General features: G+C 57.0%; 15 protein-coding genes and 1 tRNA gene. 2 read left to right on the top strand and 14 right to left on the bottom strand.

The annotated features are described in order from the left end of the window. The 14 genes from IQK56_RS13835 to dapA form a co-directional block, all read right to left on the bottom strand. The coding region (locus IQK56_RS13835) for an MCP four helix bundle domain-containing protein (RefSeq protein ID WP_193901733.1) at positions 1 to 945 on the bottom strand (945 nt) is incomplete at its 3' end. Positions 946 to 1117: 172 nt separating this feature from the next. Further along, entirely contained in the window at positions 1118 to 1525 is a 408-nt protein-coding gene (locus IQK56_RS13830; RefSeq protein ID WP_193862001.1) for an SMI1/KNR4 family protein, read from the bottom strand. An 11-nt stretch (positions 1526 to 1536) separates the two neighbouring features. Further along, complete coding sequence (locus tag IQK56_RS13825; protein WP_193862000.1) at positions 1537 to 2124, bottom strand: HNH/ENDO VII family nuclease; 588 nt, start codon at positions 2122 to 2124, stop codon at positions 1537 to 1539. Further along, entirely contained in the window at positions 2121 to 5390 is a 3270-nt protein-coding gene (locus tag IQK56_RS13820; RefSeq protein ID WP_193861999.1) for an ATP-binding protein, read from the bottom strand. The genes IQK56_RS13825 and IQK56_RS13820 overlap by 4 nt, the downstream gene beginning before the upstream one ends. Before the next feature lie 4 nt (positions 5391 to 5394). Next, positions 5395 to 5634 (bottom strand): hypothetical protein, encoded by a 240-nt coding sequence (locus IQK56_RS13815; protein ID WP_193901732.1) that lies wholly within the window; start codon positions 5632 to 5634, stop codon positions 5395 to 5397. Then, positions 5625 to 6272 (bottom strand): hypothetical protein, encoded by a 648-nt coding sequence (locus IQK56_RS13810; protein ID WP_193901731.1) that lies wholly within the window; start codon positions 6270 to 6272, stop codon positions 5625 to 5627. Before IQK56_RS13810 ends, IQK56_RS13815 begins: the two co-directional genes overlap by 10 nt. Before the next feature lie 13 nt (positions 6273 to 6285). Further along, positions 6286 to 8424, bottom strand: coding sequence for a dynamin family protein (locus IQK56_RS13805; RefSeq protein WP_341869514.1), 2139 nt, complete (start codon positions 8422 to 8424; stop codon positions 6286 to 6288). 113 nt (positions 8425 to 8537) lie between these two features. Continuing rightward, entirely contained in the window at positions 8538 to 9548 is a 1011-nt protein-coding gene (locus IQK56_RS13800; RefSeq protein WP_193861996.1) for a dynamin family protein, read from the bottom strand. Positions 9549 to 9644: 96 nt separating this feature from the next. Beyond that, positions 9645 to 10667 (bottom strand): helix-turn-helix transcriptional regulator, encoded by a 1023-nt coding sequence (locus IQK56_RS13795; protein WP_193861995.1) that lies wholly within the window; start codon positions 10665 to 10667, stop codon positions 9645 to 9647. 973 nt (positions 10668 to 11640) lie between these two features. Beyond that, positions 11641 to 11730, bottom strand: a tRNA-Ser gene (locus IQK56_RS13790). Positions 11731 to 11813: 83 nt separating this feature from the next. Continuing rightward, positions 11814 to 12527 carry a phosphoribosylaminoimidazolesuccinocarboxamide synthase gene (gene purC / locus IQK56_RS13785; protein ID WP_017736329.1) on the bottom strand — a complete coding sequence of 238 codons (714 nt, stop codon included), beginning with the start codon at positions 12525 to 12527 and terminating at the stop codon, positions 11814 to 11816. 27 nt (positions 12528 to 12554) lie between these two features. Continuing rightward, positions 12555 to 13313: an MBL fold metallo-hydrolase gene (locus IQK56_RS13780; RefSeq protein ID WP_150674705.1), complete on the bottom strand. Its 759-nt coding sequence runs from the start codon at positions 13311 to 13313 to the stop codon at positions 12555 to 12557. Between the two features lie 4 nt (positions 13314 to 13317). Continuing rightward, positions 13318 to 14433 (bottom strand): outer membrane protein assembly factor BamC, encoded by a 1116-nt coding sequence (gene bamC, locus IQK56_RS13775; protein WP_193861994.1) that lies wholly within the window; start codon positions 14431 to 14433, stop codon positions 13318 to 13320. A gap of 17 nt (positions 14434 to 14450) precedes the next feature. Further along, positions 14451 to 15329, bottom strand: coding sequence for a 4-hydroxy-tetrahydrodipicolinate synthase (gene dapA, locus IQK56_RS13770; RefSeq protein ID WP_101267585.1), 879 nt, complete (start codon positions 15327 to 15329; stop codon positions 14451 to 14453). A 272-nt stretch (positions 15330 to 15601) separates the two neighbouring features. Here dapA and IQK56_RS13765 point away from each other — a divergent pair, with 272 nt between their 5' ends. Beyond that, positions 15602 to 16162: a glycine cleavage system transcriptional repressor gene (locus tag IQK56_RS13765; RefSeq protein WP_003172487.1), complete on the top strand. Its 561-nt coding sequence runs from the start codon at positions 15602 to 15604 to the stop codon at positions 16160 to 16162. Positions 16163 to 16172: 10 nt separating this feature from the next. Further along, positions 16173 to 16643 (top strand): peroxiredoxin, encoded by a 471-nt coding sequence (locus IQK56_RS13760; protein WP_193861993.1) that lies wholly within the window; start codon positions 16173 to 16175, stop codon positions 16641 to 16643. The last annotated feature ends 77 nt before the right edge of the window (positions 16644 to 16720 follow it).

Below are 16720 nucleotides of genomic sequence, written 5' to 3'. Positions count from 1 at the left end.
CACTTCTTCAGCGGCCGAAGTCATTTCATTGACCGCCGTCGCCGCCTGCTCGATCTCAGCCGTCTGCTGTTGCAAGCTGCGGCTGCTCTGGTCGGTAATGCCGTTGAGGTCGGTGGCAGAGGCGGCCATTTGTGCCGCCGACTGGCGGATCAGTTGCAAGGTGCTGCGCAGGCTGCCTTGCATGGAGTGCAGGGCTACAAGCAGGCGGGTCACCTCGTCGTTTCCGCTGACCTCCACCGTCTGGGTGAGGTCGCCTCGGGCCACGTTTTCGGCTGCGCGCATGGCCTGCCCCAACGGACCGACAATGCTACGCGTGAGTAGCCAGGCCAGGGCCACCGTACTCAGGCCCGCCAGGATCACGAAGCCGAACACCATGGTGCGCGAACGACTGTACTGCGACTCGGCCGCCTGCCCCTGTTGATTGATCTGGGCGTTGTAGTAGTCGGCCAGTGCGTTGAGCTGGGCGCCGGAGCCATCGACCACGGTTTTCATGTCCACCAGCAACAACTTGTTGAGTTCCGCGCCCTGCTGTTTATCGGCAAGGATGAACGACTGAGCCAAGCCCTGTTGGTATTGGCGCAGCGAACCCTGGAACTGGTCATACAGGACGCGCACCTCAGGCGTGTCGATCACCGCATCGAGGTCAGCCAGTTTCTTGGTCAGGTCCTGGCTGCGAGTGTCCATCTGGCCGCGGTATTGCGGCAAGCTCGCGGGGTTGGGGTCCAACGCCATCCGCAAAGAAATCGTACGAATGCGCAGCATGATCTCGCGAATGTCAGCCACCAGCCGCATCTTCGGCACCAGCCCGCTTTCCACCTGCACCGCACTGGCGCGAATGCTTGCCATGTTCGACAGCGCAAAAAAACCCAGCAGGGCCACGAGCAAAGCAATCAAGGCAAAACCCAAACCCGCACGGCGGGCGATGGACAGGCTGCGAAGGGACATTTAGGGGGGCACTCTTATTGGGGATACGATGTCGTATGAGAGCATTTCGGCCTGCCGGGGCAGGACTTTAGGGATATTACGGCAGGTGTGGTGCCTCCAAGCAGGAACTGGTGTGCATTGCCGAGCTGCTTGGGCAGGCAACACCAGTACCGACTCTAAAGGATGCGTTCAACTAATCGGCAAAAACGTGCTTGATCAGAAAAGCCTCCAGACCGTCTTCCAACGCACGCACAATGCCGCCATTCGGTGTGGCCCATACCAGAATTTTGCGGGCCTGGTTGTCGTATAGATAGTACTGACCATCACCGATCTCCAGCACGGGCACCGTATTTTTCGGGTAATTCGGGTCACGACTCAGGTCCGAGAATGCGGCAAAGACATTCAGGTAATAGTCGTCAGGTACACCTAGGCCATACGTTTCGTAGGCGTCAAAGACAATGACGCCAAAAGTCGACAGGTAGTGCTTGTATTCGTCAGACAGTGCGAACCCCAGTTTCCGCTCAATATCCTGGATGGTGGCGGTGTCTACTGGCCGGGTGCCGGCCTGATGAAGATCAACGAGTTTTTTAAGTTCTTTCATAAGATTCGCCCTCAGCGCTGATTCTCGATCTGTTCGGCTCGCGCCTTCCAGTAGTCTTTTCGCTCTTTGTCGAAGTCTTCGCGATTGATCTCGGACTCCTTCTGCTTGTTGTGCAATACGTTATCGTTTCCGTTGCCACGGTGCTCAGCGCTGGTCAATTCTGCCAATGGTGAGTCCTGTTTCTGGCCGATGTGATGTAACTCGATCGGCTTTCCATTGGCATCGAGCGGGGCCCTTCCCGACTTCATCCGATCCAGGTTAGTGGTGCCCATGGCATCTTTTTGATCGTAATCGATGTCGGTACGAATCAGTGCATCCTTGCCGTTGACCTCGGATGGTTCAAGATTGGCATTTTCATAGATCTTCGCTTCGGCCTCACTACCTATGGCATCCAGAACCTCTTTAGGAACGCCCAGCAGCTCAAGCCGCTCACGGGTTTCCGGCGACATTTGCGGTAGCTCCAGGCGGGTTTCCTGGGTGAGCACGATAGGACGATCGAGCTCGACAACGATAAGGCAGCGGTCTGGCATTTCACGGGCCAATAACGCCAGGCTGGACGGAACCTCGGATTTTTCAGCAAAGAAATTTTCAAAGTTCACAGAACACTCCCTGTTTCGAGGCGCGCACGCCATGCGGAATAGATATCGAGATGGCTCTCGTGCTGCAGGCTGTAGTCCTTCATCAGGCACTGCTGAGTAGCCAGGGTCAGCTCAGCGCTCAAGCCAGTGGCTCTCTCGTGGAGTAACAGGTCAAGTTGATTGCTTAGATGCCCGTAGTCGGTCGCCATTTGAATGATCTGCTGGACCTGCTGCCGGCAACCGAGCACATCGACCACCAATTGTGCTACGTAGGCAAATGCCTCGGGCTTGCACAGCGCCGACGGTTTCTCTTCTTTGTGAGCATTGAGCGCCTCGAACAGCGCGATTTTGCTGCGAGCCAGCAACGGCAATTCACACAAGCCGTTTTCCAGCAACGCTAAATCCAAGGCGACTGGCGTGCGGATACGGTTGCTCAGCAGCAGGTTGAGTACCTGCAGGTTGAAATCCTGGCTACGCACGGCGCGATTGTCATTGGCGGTATACACATAAGGGGTTTCGTGCCCGGCGAATTTCTTCACCTGACACAGCACCGGCTCCAGCCAGTCATTTTGATAAACGATGGCGACGCCTTTGGGTAACTTGGCGATCTCTTCAAGCTGATCATCACGCAACGCAACCGACTTACCGATTAAACGACGGTCCATTTCATCCGGCAGACGCATGATGATTTTGGTGTTGGTGTTGCGAATCGCGGCGATATCAACCGCATGGGGCGACTGGTCGGCAATGATGAAACCTTCACCATAGGTGCGCATTTCGGCGATAGCGTTGGTTAGCATCTCCACTGACTTGCCGACCACATTTGCCCCTTCAGCACCGCCTTCGGACGGGCTGCGCTTGAGGATGTTATGCGCTTCTTCAAGGACCGTGACGTGGCGCAGCGGCTGGTTCATGCCACCACCGGCCATTCGGTGCTCACTCAGGCGCATCACCAGGATCCCCATGATCAGGGCTTTGGTCTCGGACGAGCCGATGCGGCTCAGGTCAACGATTGCGCTCTGATCAAACAGTACGGCGCTGTCGATTTCGTTAGCGGTAAAAATCTGCCCATTCAAACCATTGGTCAGGGATTTGATCCGTGTGGACAGCGAACCGATGTAGTTACCTTTGAGCTCCTGGGAGTACGCGGACGCCTCGATCACGCTTTGCAGGGTACTGAGCAGATCACTGAACGTCGGAAACAATTCATCGCTGTAACGGTTGGTCGACGCGTCCAAGTCCCAACCACATTGCTGATACGCCTGCAGGATCGCCTCTTTGAGTACGGCAGGCATTGCGGCATACATCGGCCAGCAGACGTTGAAGATTTCCACGAGCCGATCAACGTGCTCCAGCACATGAATGGCCAACGGGAAGCGGAACGGGTTGATGCGCAACAATTCACTGTGGGCCGGATGCGTACCAAATACATTGACGTCATCGCGATGACCGAAGACGTGTTTGTACTCGCCCTTGGCCGGTTCAATCACCAGGAATGGCACGCCGACGGCGCTGATTTGGCTGAGCATTTCATACAGCGTGTTGCTTTTACCGGCACCGGTCGAACCACTGACAAACACATGGCTGGCCAACTGATCGAGACTCAACTCGATCTTTTGCGGCAGGTTTTCCCACAAGTGGCGGATGTTGCCCAAGGTCAGTGTCTTGCCCTTGCCTGGCTCACTGCTATGACCATCCAGGCGCTGCACCTTGCGGCCGAACGCCTGGGTTTCCAGCACGGCCACCGTGGAGGTGGAGCGTCGGGGCAGGCTCAACTGGATCGCCATCTCCTTACCAGACACCAGCGTGGCCGGAGTGAGGTAACTGATCGGGATCTTTTTGGAAAATGCCGGTTTCAATTGTGGATGGCTGAACGCGCTGAGCCAGTCCAGCACGGCTGACTTGTTGGCGGATTTCCAGGTGGTCAGGGCGAAGTCTTCATGACTGGACTTGCTGCCGCGTACCAGCCCAAGAAAGATACTCGCCAACGATTCGGACGACGCAGTGCTGTCACCGATGAAATACGCCGCCGAGTTCCAGCCGCCGTATGTCTTGGCTTCGTCGATACGTTCGAGGTGGTGATCGATTTTGCTGAGCAACTGCTCGATGGTCTTATCCACGGTCTCAATCGAAATCTGCCGATTAGAGCCCAGGGTTTTGTTCAACGAATGAGTGTCGGTGGTGCTGGTGGTGTGTGTGGTCGAGGTGGTCTTCGACGCGGCCTCACTGAAGGACGTGCCGTGGCTTTCATTGCGGCCGGTGGACGTCGACTGGCTGGTACCGGTGGTGCGTTGTTCGTTGAGCAGCGCAGCAGCGGCCGAGCCGATCTGGCTACCGAGCATCGCGCCGAATGGCCCCAATGTCGCACCACCCACCATACCCAGCACATTGGCACCGATAGCGACCGTTTTGGAGGTCAGGGTCTGTGCACTGAACGACTCGCTGGTACCGGTTGTGTCGGTGGTCGATGTGCCCAGCGTCGTCGACGTGCCCTTGGTTTCGGTCAGCCCAAGGCTGTGTCCAAGGGAGTCACTCAAGCCCTGGCTGATGCTGAGCCCAACGGAATCACTGTCTTGTTCGCCGAACGACAATTGCTGTTTGAGCAATGGCGAAAGTTGCGTGGCGACCTGCTCGTATCCGGCGCGGATCAAGTCAAGGTTCTGCGACGAAACCGGCTCGGCAAGAATGATCGCGTGGTACACCCGGCGCTCAGCCGCATCGATAAAGCGCTCGAGCCCTTGCATGAAGTGCTCGCGGTTCTCTGTCGACAACGCAGGCACACCCGTGACCGCCGTGATACTTGCCGAAGGGTTGGCCTTCTCGGCCTGCAAAGCGCCCAGCAAGGCATCGGCATGCTGTTGCGGCAGCGGCACTAACGAACTGCCCGAGAAGTGCCCCTTGAAGGTCTCCCGAAGCAGCTCGCCAGAACTGTGCCCGAGGGTTTTACCGGGCTCGCCCCGGGTACCGATGTAGAGGTCGGTTTCGATACCGTTGGAGCGCAATATCAGGAAAACCGAGTAACCCGCAGCCCCCAGTGCGGTGTAAGCGGCCGTGGTGCTCTCGAGTACAGATTGTTTGTTGTCCTGGACGATGCGCTCAATGCGAAAAATCCGCACATCACTGGCAGCATTGAACCGCAGCCCCTTCTCGGCAAAGGCATGAACCGGATATTGCTCCAGCTCCGACAGGTAGCTGCGATTGATCAGTGCACGCCCAGCTTCAAGGGTGAGGCCGGCGTTTTCACGGATATCCTGCACGGCAGTGCGGGTCAGTATTGGAGAGGTCATCAGGTCACCGTACCAGTGCAATGAGGAACACCACCACGGCCGCAATGGCGCCGCCGATCAGCAGTGCGGCCTTGAAGGCTGGATTGCGCTCTGAGGCACCATCGGAAATGGTCTGGTGGGAGTGAATGCGTGGTGCTTGAGCTGCGGGGGAGGCTGAATGTGCGGTGGAGGCTTTTGTCTTGGTCGAAGCGAAGCCCTCAACAGCGCCGTTGCGCAAATGCTCGCGAACGTCGATCAGGTGCAAAAGCGCTTTTCCGAGAAGTTGGTTTTCAGGTAAGTGACCTGCAGATCGTAATAGTCTTCGGTCCATTGATTGAGATCTGCTAGAGGTTCCCGTGCGAAAGCCCCTTCTGAAATGGCCTCAAAAACCCCAGGCACGCTGCCTTTGATCCACGCCAGCGCCGCGTGCAGCTCGGCGCCATCCAGACGACGATCGTTGAGCTCCAAGCGCAACGCAGTTCGAATCGTCAACAAGTCGCCTTCGTCGACAAATTGCTTGAGGTTGCTGGAAGGCTGGTAATCGAAAGGTGCATTGTTCATCGGCGCTTTTCTCGAAGGTGATGCGGCAACGGTTGGAGTAAATCCCTTTTCGTTTCGTTGACGAAACACGTCGCGGACCTGAATCAGATGCTCGAGCCGCTCCTTGGAGAAGTTGCGGGCAGCGAAAACCTTTTGCCGACTGAAATAGTCCGGGTTCCAACTCACAGGGTCCCCATCAATGGCGAGAGTGACACCATCGACCTTATAAGCCTCCATCACCCCTGGAGTCTGTTGCACGGCCTCCACTATCTGCTGCAACACGCCGGTGTCGCAATGTGTGTCATCGAGCGCCGTCAGAAAATGCTTACGGGTTTTTTCAATCATTATGGCGTCAGTCGTCATAGAAACTCCGAAGTCAAACGGCGAGGGTTTCGTCGAGTTTTTCTTTGAATTGATTGATCCACGCTTGCAGCTCACGGGCCTCTTCAAGGGCCCGTTCGCGCAGGTCGCGGTCTGTCATTTTGTCTTTGAGCGAGTCAATCAACTCATTGAACTTGGTGTCGAATTCGCGCGCCATAAACGCCACGAACTGATCAATCAGGACGATCTTGCCATTGTCGATTTCGCTACGCGCAGCCACTACTAAGCGAGCAAACTCGGCGTCAACACGCGTGCTACGTTCCTTCCAGAGCGCTCCAAGATCGACAGTTTTCTCTTCGCCATATTTATAAACCGTGCGAGTGGAGCCCCATGAGAAGGGGTTGTACCAGCTGCTGTCACTGACTTCATAACGGTCAATCACCACTCGTTTGGTCTGCACCTCATCGCTCTTGATGGTGAGATTGAAGGAGATGTCACCTGCGGCTTTTTGAAGGCTGTCCAGAATCGGCAACTTCAAATTCTGGCAGTCCTTGAACAGATCTGCGATGTAACGCTGGTATTCAGCCTGAAGGTCATCACTAATGACTTGCTGACTTGTGATGAACACCGCTTCATACGCATTGATGAGTCTCCGGTACTGGAACTGAAGTTCCTCTTCAACTTCCTTGACTCGCATCTCAGCGATGCGCGGCTCAACCGTACCGGTGAAACGTTCGCTGACCAATCGGAGATACTTGCCCAAAGAAGTTTCAAGGGCCACAAGTTCATCTTCAGTGGCCCGCGGCAGCACCTTACCTTCACGCTTTATCTTGTCCTTATAAGCCTGCGTATCGAACCCTTTCTCCTGCCGATACTCCAGCGCCTGGATCTCTTCATTGATATGCGCCAGCATCTTCTCGTCCTGATCCAATTGCTCGATCAGTTGCGTTTCGTTGAGACCGACCGCAATGGCTTTGGTCATCGCGTCATAGGCGCGCTTGACCCGATGCGGGAAGTTGTACTTGTCGATGTACTCGTCAATCATCGCTTCGACCGCCGGCAAGCCACTGCTCAGCACGATCTCGGGGAGTTTCTTCTCTTGCAAACTACGTTTGACACGCTCGGTGATCGGCATGTATTGCAGCAGGTTCATGCTCGGCTCTTCACCGAACATGTCCATCATCGAGTTCAGCTCGCCGCGTTCCTTGCGTGAATGCAAGTGCTGGGGCTTGCGCAGCAGCCGCGTCAGGTTGGCCGACACCGGGTAGATCAGCGGATTGAAAATCCCGTTTTCAACCAGATAGTTTTTGACGCGGGCCAGTACCGAAGGCAAGTCCTCGCCTTTCTCCGGGTCGAACACATCCATCTTGTTGATGACGAAAATGAACCGATCCTTGCTCTGCTTACCGCCCTTGCGCATGGTTTCGGCAACCAGCCCCAACAGGTTTTTGTCGTCGTTGGTACCCAACTGGCTGGCATTGAGCACATACAGAATCAGCGGGTTGCGCTGCGAGTCCTGAATGAAGCTCATGGTTTTGAGCTGGTGTTTTTCATCCTGGCTGTTGTTCGGCCCAGGAGTGTCGGTCAATACCAGGCGTACGCTGTCACGGTCTTGAATCGCGTGGATTTTGCCCTCGATATCGATGCGCATCGTGTCCGGAAGGCTGTTCCATGCCTGTAGCACTTCCAGGCTCACGTCATCGCTGTTGTCCGCAACACGGTGATCGTTGGTTACGCGTTGGGCGGCGAAGCGCTGGCCCATCGATGCGTTGTCGGTGATCCGGGCAATCGTCGCGGTCGTGGCTTCGTTTGCCGCAGGCAGCAGATCCTGACCAAGCATGGCGTTGATCAGTGTTGACTTGCCCGAGGACATGGTGGCCACCACATACACGTCGAAATCCTTGTTGAACGCTTCTTCAAAGGACTGGCTGACATCGGCATTGTCACGAATGAAATGCTCAAATTCAGGATGAAGCTTGGCCTCTTCCATCAACTCACGAATGCGGGTCAGGCGCTCCTCCGCAGGGTCAGCCTCGATAAACTGCAGAGTGACCTGCATGCCCTTGCCCGTCGCGACTTTCGCCGCCTCAACCACGTCAAGGTAATCCGACTCGACACCTCTGAAAGTGACATCAAAGTTATTGTCACCATTGAACAACTGACTCAACTCATCAAACAGCTTCTCGATCCACACTTGCAGCCGCGATTCTTTATAGCTCGACAGCTTGCAGCCTTCGGCCGGTGGTTGGCCACTGATCAGGAACTGAGTCTCGACGATGAATGGGTTATGGATGATTTCAATAGTATTCATGGTTGCTCATCTAATCGGCGTTGATGATGGATAAGGGCTTCAACGGTTTTGAGCCCACTGATGGTGACCAACTGGTGTAATTGGTTTTTATCGTAGGCACGGGTATCGAGTGCCTTGGTTCGCTGCCTGCGTTCCAGGTTGGTGAGTGATGTGAAGACACGGCGCTTGACCAGGTCTGGCGCAACGGTGGCATTGAGCAGATCGCGCTTGTTCACGTCCAGGTCATCCAGTACCTGGCGCAATTTGGAACGTTGCGCGCGCGTCAGTGTTTCGGCACTCAGGGCCTTGCGCGCGTACAGCGCTGCACTGGCCATTGTCGGAATGATGATCGGTTGCTCAAAGCCGATATCGCGCAAATAGCGCTGGGCGTTGTGCACATAGCCTTGAATGCTTTCGCCCCTCTCCGGATCGAGCAAATCCACTTTATTGAGGATGAAATAAATCGGCTGGGCAGGCTTGGCGGAGAGTTCTTCGCGCAGCTGTTGGAGTAGCAAACGGTCGTCACGAGTCCCCAGTTGGCTGGCGTTGAGCACATAGCAAAGCGCCTTGAACGACACCGTGCGGATAGCCTCCAGCATCAGTCTGGCGTGGTTTTCATCCTGGCTGTTGTTAGGTCCTGGCGTGTCGTGAAGTACCAGCCCGGGCGCTGGGCGCGGCAGCACTTTGAAGGTTCCGGACAAGCTGATGCGCTTGACCTCGGCATTAGCGTTCCAGTCCTGTAGCAAGGCTACTGACGGTGAATGCTGGGAGGCCAACTCAGTGTCGTTGTAGCAATAACAGGCTCCACTGAATCGACGAGCGCCCTGGCGATGCTCGACACGGGTCACGCAGGCAGTGCTGGCTTCATTGGCGGTGTACAGTAGTTCCTGGCCAATCAGCGCGTTGATGAACGACGTTTTACCTGCGCTCATTGTGGCCAATACCAACACATCGAACGTGGCGATAGCAGCAGGTGCCGAACCCCTGGCCTTTCGAGGTTTTGCAGGCGTAACGGTGGAGCGCGTCATCAGCTTCTGTCCCTATTGCCGGGTGCATTGGGCACCCAACACGTGTTAATCCATTGGCGGTTGATCAGCCGCAGTCTTGCACGGCAGTGCGACAGTTCATGTCGCGTAGTCAGGTGACGCGTAGAGGTTTTGCATACTGTTCAATCTGGCGCTGATCTCATCGACCCAGACCTGTGGCCCATGCACGCGGATGTTGTCGTTCAGGCCGAAGATCCACCACAGCGTTTCACGATCCAGCGGCACTAGGGCGCGCAGACGCTTCCAGGTATGCGAGGGGATATCGCTCAAGGTCTGCTCATGACTCAGCGGGGTTTCACCGAGCAGGACGGCAATCTGCGGATGAACATCCGCGATCAGCTCTACCTGAATATTGGTTTGGCGATGGCTGAATATGCCGCTCGCGATGTAATCGTCCACATCAAAAGTGGCGTGCAGCACGGACGGCTCATCGAGTACTCGAACGTGCTGAATACGGTGCAGGGCAAACTGGCGCAAATCACCATAGCCGTCCACAGAGGCCAGCAAATAGCTGATGGCATGCCGCGATACCAGACCCGCCGGGTGCAAGCGAAACTGTTTGAGTTCGCCCTTGCTCCGACTCTGATAGGTCACTTGCAATTGTCTGCGCTCCAGCAAAACGGCAGACACCTGCCCCCAGACTTCAGGATCAATCGCAGCCGGCAGCAAGGTTTTCCCATTGGGAATCGCACGAACTCGTCGCGCCCAATCGGCCAATCCGTTGTGGCCCAGATCGCCCAGGAAGTTACGTGCGCGTCGAAATTGTGGATCGAGCTGGTCCAGAACAGTCTGCGGCAACAAGGTCGTCAGATGGCTTTCCGACAGATACAAGGCCAGTGCTGTGGAAGCATCCATATCCTCCAACTCCAGTGGCGCGTCCCGTGTGAAACTCCAGCGGAAAGGGATCTCGCTATCGTCGCATTGCAACGAGAAAGGCATCGACAACCGGTTCAAATCACGCTGAACCGAGCGAAGTGTCACGGAAAAACCTCTGTCACGAAGCTTTTCGAGCAGGGTCGGGGTTGCAATACGCTGGGGGTCTGTGGGGATCAGGCGCAGCAATGCAAATAACCTGAGCAGCGTATCCTTCGCTTGGGACATGGTGACTACCTTGTTTTGCATTCAACTGATAGCCAGAAGGCTGGCGCCAATTTGGCATCAATGCTACTGACTAAAATGGCGTTTTGCCATCTATTGTATTCAACATAAGACTTTAGTCTTTAGGCGGCGACGCAAAGAGCTTGAGGCGCCACCCTCCACTCAGGCTCAAGAAGCCTCGCGCGCCTCCTTGTCACGCTTCAGTTCACTGTACTCGCGATACAGTTCATAGCCTTTCTTCAGCACCACACAAAGTCCGATGACGGCAAGCAGGTTTTTCATATTCGTAATCTCCCAAGGCTTTTCGATCATTTTCCAGGGTGGAGCGACAAGCTGTGTCGCGGCCTTGAAACATCAATCGTTGAAGCTAAGAAATTGTTCCAGGCGGGCTCTGAGGATTTCATGACGACTGGCCAGTCGTCCCTCCAATGAAGGGGTATGACACTCAGGACAAAGGATGAAGACAGCTTGGCCAAACGATGCGAAATCGCTGGGAGGCAGAAACGTTTTCTTCCAAGAACAGTGAGCACAGACAAAGGTGAACGGACGCGGGGGGATGGACATAGCGGTGTCCTACGGCTGTCGAATGGCGCTAGCTTTCCGGGCACGTACGACAATGTGTGTCGCTTTGCTGACGCCAATCGGTAGGGCGACGTAGCACAAGATGTTCTGACCGTCGTGGTCGAGCCAGCTCGGACTGTCCTGGGCAGGAGGACTGTCGAGCTTGCAGACCATCCCACAAGGCCATTGCGGCATTTCAGGACTTCGATCACACCACCCTGGTCGTCAATGATAGTGTGCTTGGACATCCATTCGCTCTGGGAACACCGACTGCCTGGGAACGGTAGCGCCTCTCCAAGGCTTATCGAACTCTGCGGCCTTTCTACGACAACTGGCCTCTGTTGAGCGGGCAAACGTAAAATCATCATGCACAAAAAAGCCCCGAAATCAAAAAATTACGGGGCTTTATATGTAATGGCGGAGAGATAGGGATTCGAACCCTAGGTACCGGTGAAGGTACAACGGATTTCGAATCCGTCCCATTCGGCCACTCTGGCATCTCTCCAACGGCGCGCATCATAACAGCGTGAATCAGGAAAGCAAAGCGCCGAAGCGATTTTTTTCCGTGCTATCAGATGCTTGCGTCGATTACAGCGGTACGCCGAGACGATTGGCGACTTCTTCGTAGGCTTCGATAACGTCACCGAGGCCCTGGCGGAAGCGGTCTTTGTCCATCTTCTTCTTGGTGTCCTTGTCCCACAGGCGGCAGCCGTCCGGGCTGAATTCGTCGCCCAGGACGATGGAGCCGTCGTGGAACACGCCGAATTCCAGTTTGAAGTCGACCAGCAGCAGGCCGGCGTCGTCGAACAGTTTGTTCAGCACGTCGTTGACCTTGAGGGACAACTCTTTCATGCGGGCCAGTTGTTCAGCGGTGCCCCAGCCGAATGCCACGACGTGGGACTCGTTGATGAATGGGTCGCCCTTGGCGTCGTCTTTCAGGAACAGTTCGAAGGTGTAAGGGTTGAGCTTGAGGCCCTCCTCCACACCCAGGCGCTTGACCAGGCTGCCGGCGGCGTAGTTACGCACGACGCATTCGACCGGGATCATGTCCAGCTTCTTCACCAGGCACTCGTTGTCGCCCAGCAGTTTGTCGAATTGGGTCGGAATACCGGCCTCTTCGAGTTTCTGCATGATGAAGGCGTTGAACTTGTTGTTCACCATGCCTTTGCGATCAAGTTGTTCGATGCGCTTGCCATCGAACGCCGAGGTGTCGTTGCGAAACAGCAGGATCAGGCGGTTGGCGTCGTCGGTCTTGTACACCGACTTGGCTTTGCCGCGGTAGAGTTCTTCACGTTTTTCCATGATGGGCTCCGCTTTGAGTGAGGTGGGCTAGGCGATATGTCGCCAGTCGAGCCCTGAATCTTGATCGGCCAGTTGCAGCCAGTCCGGGTCGCACCCGAGGGTGTCGACAAAACATTGCCGGGCAAGCGTCGGCAGGTTGTTCTTGCTGCTCAGGTGGGCCAGGACCAGGTGTTGCAGGTCTTGCCAGCCCAACTCATACACCAGGTACGCCGCCTGGTGGTTGTTCAAATGTCCCAGTTCGCCGCCCACCCGCTGCTTGAGAAAGTAGGGGTAGTGACCGCGAGCCAGCAGGTCTCGGCAGTGGTTGGACTCGATCATCAAGGCATCGAGGTTCCGGTAACCGTCCAGCACCTTGGCGCAGTAGGAACCCAGGTCGGTCAGCACGCCGAAGCGCCGCTGGCCATCACTGAATACATACTGCGTCGGCTCCTGGGCGTCGTGCGCCACGGCAATCACATCGATGCTCAAGGCGCCGATTTGCAATTGCTCACCGCCAGCCAGGAAACCTGCGGGTTCAATGGGTTTGCGCATCCCGCGCAAGGTGCCGCGACTCAGGTACACCGGAAGATTGTAGCGCCGAGACAGCAAACCCACGCCATGCACGTGGTCGGCATGTTCGTGGGTCACCAGAATCGCGCTCAACTGCGCGGGGTGAACCCCCAGGCGCAGCAGGCGCCGCTCGGTTTCTTTTAACGAGAAACCACAATCCACCAATATGTACGTGTCGTCGTGGGCGACCAGCGTGCCGTTCCCTTGGCTACCGCTACCGAGAACAGCAAAACGCATCGGATCAGCCCAGGTTGTCCTGAATCACGCCCAACACTTTGCGCGCTGTTTCAGCTGGCGCAACGGTGTTGATGTTCTTCTCGACGGTGACCTGCACGGTCTCGCCAACCTTGCTCAAGCGAACCTGATAACGCTCGGCGCGGGTCTCGATTTCTTCCTTGGTCGGCTGGCTGCCGAACAGCTTGCCGAAGAAACCAGGCTCGTCGTCTTTACGCTCGGCCTTTTCAGCCACGTTGATGTAGTAGAGGCCCAGGCTGCGGTTGATGTCTTCAACACGCCAAGGGCCCTGCTCCAAAGCGCGACCGACGCTGGCCCAGGCACGATCCAGGTCTTCACCCAGGTTCAGCACCACGTTGCCGCTGCCGTCCTCGGTGAGGCTGACGCGGCTCGGGGTGTCGTAATCACGGGCGGCGAGCAGGGAAACGGAACCGCCCTTCTCGGAAATACGGCTCATGCTGGCCAGCATTTCGTCGACCAGCGCCGAGTCAACGCCGGTGTTGACCGAGCGGTTGGTGAAGTCGACGCTGGCGGTGCTGCCGGCAGGACGCTGGGCGCTCACGACGTAGACTTCACTGGTATTGCGCTGCACACCTGGCTCGATGCGCACACGCACACGGGCTTCGCTGTCGGCGGCTACACCACCGGCCTGCAGGCGCTTGGCCATGGTGGCGGACAGCTCGCTGCCTTGCTGCCATGCGGTGGTGAATTCACCGGTCTGCGGGCGCTGCTCGTCAATACGGAAACCGTTGTCCTGGAAGAACTGCACCGCCACTGGCCAGACTTCGGCAGGTGGGCGCTGAGCCACGATCCAGCGGGAATCACCGCTCTTCTGCAAGCTGTAGTCGCTGGCGTCCGCCACGGCCGAGATCGGCTGTGGACGTGGCACCACGTACTCACCTTTAGTGGTGTCGTCGGCGACGTTGCGCGGAATCGGCAGCAACGGGTCAAGGCGCTTGGCGACGTTGACGTCCGGCGGCAATTGCATCGGTTTGGTTGCTTGTGCTTCCAGGTAATCGCTGCCGCGGTCACGGAAGTAGCCTTCCGGGCCCCAGACCCAACCGCAGCCACTGGTGCTGGAGATAATCAAGGCAAGTGCGGAAAGTCCGGCCAATCGCTTCATGCGTAGTGCTTCCTCAATTAAACCAGGACGCCGGACTGGCGCAGGGCCTGTCGCAGCGGTTCGTGACAGGCTTCGCTGAGGCGGGTGAGCGGCAGACGGATACCGTCCGGCATCAGGCCCATCTCGAACAGCGCCCATTTCACGGGAATAGGGTTGGATTCGATAAAGAGTGTCTTGTTGAGCGGCATCAGCTTCTCGTGGATCGCACGGGCGGTCACGGCGTCGCCAGCGATGGCGGCGGCGCACATGTCGCTCATGGCGCGTGGGGCCACGTTGGCGGTCACGGAGATGTTGCCCTTGCCGCCCAGCAGGATCAGCTCGACAGCGGTGGCGTCGTCACCGGAATACAACAGGAAATCGCTGCTCACGCCGGCCAGGATGTCCTTGGCGCGCTGCAGGTCGCCGGTGGCTTCCTTGATACCGATGATGTTCGGCACCGTGGACAGGCGGATCACGGTCGCGGCCTGCATGTCGCACGCGGTGCGGCCAGGTACGTTGTAGAGGATCTGCGGAATGTCGACGGCTTCGGCGATGGTCTTGAAGTGCTGGTACAAGCCTTCCTGGGTCGGCTTGTTGTAGTACGGGGTCACCAGCAGGCAGGCGTCGGCGCCAGCCTTCTTGGCGTTCTTGGTCAGCTCGATCGCTTCACGCGTCGAGTTGGCGCCCGTACCGGCGATCACGGCAATACGACCCGCAACGCGCTTGACCACGAACTCGATCACCTGGATGTGTTCTTCCACATCGAGGGTGGCCGATTCACCTGTGGTGCCGACCGCCACAATGGCGTTGGTGCCTTCTTGCAGGTGGAAGTCCACCAGTTTGCCCAGGCTGTCCCAGTCGAGATGACCTTGTGCATCCATGGGTGTGACCAGTGCCACCATACTGCCCGCAATCATGCAACCGCTCCTGCCGGAAAAAGAGAGCCGTAATGGTACTGGCGCCAAGATGCTTGTACAAGCGAAGTACCGCGTGAGGATGCGTTCTGGGGCAACTAAACGATGGGCAATGCCATCATTGGATGAAAGCAAGGGTTACAGCGGGGTGTAATCACGCCGTTCACGTAATGAAAACGCCACCTCCTATCCCTTGGCGGCGCTTTTCGCTACCCTTCATGCTTTGATCGATACAGCCCTCAGAGTATCGACCGCTCATCGTTTAGGAAGGCTGCATGTCCACCCCCACAGTTCGCGAACAATTCCTTGTTATCAGTGCCCTCGGCGCCAACCCCATGGAGCTGACCAACGTCCTGTGCCGCGCCAGCCATGAAAACCGCTGCGCCGTCGTGACTTCCCGCCTGACCCGCCACGGCGAGTGCAGCGCGCTGGTCCTGCAGATCTCCGGCACCTGGGACGCCCTGGCACGCCTGGAAACCGGCCTGCCGGGCCTGGCCAAGAAGCATGACTTCACCGTCAATGTAGTGCGCAGCGCCGCGCTGGAGAACCGCCCCCAGGCCCTGCCTTATGTGGCTTACGTCAGCTCGGCCTATCGCTCGGACATCGTCAATGAGCTGTGCCAGTTCTTTATCGACCATAACGTCGAACTGGAAAACCTGACCTGCGACACCTACCAGGCCCCGCAAACCGGCGGCACCATGCTCAACGCCACCTTTACCGTGACCCTGCCGGCAGGTGTGCAGATCAGTTGGCTTCGCGACCAGTTCCTGGATTTCGCCGACGCGCTGAACCTCGACGCGTTGATCGAACCATGGCGCCCACAGAACCCAATGTAAGGAAGTACCCATGGCAGTAGTCATCGACCAATCCGTAGCCGACTTCGAAGCCCAGGCCACCAGTGGCCATACCTTCAGCCTTGCCGCTCTCAAGGGCAAGCAGGTGGTGATCTACTTCTATCCGAAGGACAGCACGCCGGGCTGCACGACCGAAGGCCAGGGTTTTCGTGACCAGTACGCGGCGTTCAAGGCGGCCAACACCGAAGTGTTTGGCGTGTCGCGCGACAGCGTGAAGTCCCACGAGAACTTCAAGGGCAAGCAGGAATTCCCCTTTGAGCTGATCAGCGACAAGGACGAAGCGGTCTGCCAGCTGTTTGATGTGATCAAACTCAAAAAGCTGTATGGCAAGGAATACCTGGGCGTGGATCGCAGCACCTTCCTCATCGACAAGAATGGCGTGCTGCGTCAGGAATGGCGTGGGGTGAAAGTGCCGGGGCATGTGGATGCCGTATTGGCAGCAGCACAGGCTCTGAACAGCTGACTATTGTAGTGAGCGGGCTTGCCCCGCGCTGGGCTGGCGCCAGAGCCCCATCAAGCCGCCCCCGTTTTTCCAGACAA

It is taken from the genome of Pseudomonas cyclaminis, from assembly GCF_015163715.1.
Classification (GTDB): domain Bacteria; phylum Pseudomonadota; class Gammaproteobacteria; order Pseudomonadales; family Pseudomonadaceae; genus Aquipseudomonas; species Aquipseudomonas cyclaminis.
Note: the sequence above shows the minus strand (reverse complement) of the source record. Positions and strands in the feature narration are given on the sequence as shown.

Coding starts and splice junctions, on each gene's coding strand:
- IQK56_RS13780 (WP_150674705.1), bottom strand. CDS start 13,313: ATGCGTTTTGCTGTTCTCGGTAGCGGTAGCCAAGGGAACGGCACGCTG.
- IQK56_RS13765 (WP_003172487.1), top strand. CDS start 15,602: ATGTCCACCCCCACAGTTCGCGAACAATTCCTTGTTATCAGTGCCCTC.
- IQK56_RS13830 (WP_193862001.1), bottom strand. CDS start 1,525: ATGAAAGAACTTAAAAAACTCGTTGATCTTCATCAGGCCGGCACCCGG.
- purC (WP_017736329.1), bottom strand. CDS start 12,527: ATGGAAAAACGTGAAGAACTCTACCGCGGCAAAGCCAAGTCGGTGTAC.
- IQK56_RS13795 (WP_193861995.1), bottom strand. CDS start 10,667: ATGTCCCAAGCGAAGGATACGCTGCTCAGGTTATTTGCATTGCTGCGC.
- dapA (WP_101267585.1), bottom strand. CDS start 15,329: ATGATTGCGGGCAGTATGGTGGCACTGGTCACACCCATGGATGCACAA.
- IQK56_RS13820 (WP_193861999.1), bottom strand. CDS start 5,390: ATGACCTCTCCAATACTGACCCGCACTGCCGTGCAGGATATCCGTGAA.
- IQK56_RS13800 (WP_193861996.1), bottom strand. CDS start 9,548: ATGACGCGCTCCACCGTTACGCCTGCAAAACCTCGAAAGGCCAGGGGT.
- IQK56_RS13810 (WP_193901731.1), bottom strand. CDS start 6,272: ATGACGACTGACGCCATAATGATTGAAAAAACCCGTAAGCATTTTCTG.
- IQK56_RS13760 (WP_193861993.1), top strand. CDS start 16,173: ATGGCAGTAGTCATCGACCAATCCGTAGCCGACTTCGAAGCCCAGGCC.
- bamC (WP_193861994.1), bottom strand. CDS start 14,433: ATGAAGCGATTGGCCGGACTTTCCGCACTTGCCTTGATTATCTCCAGC.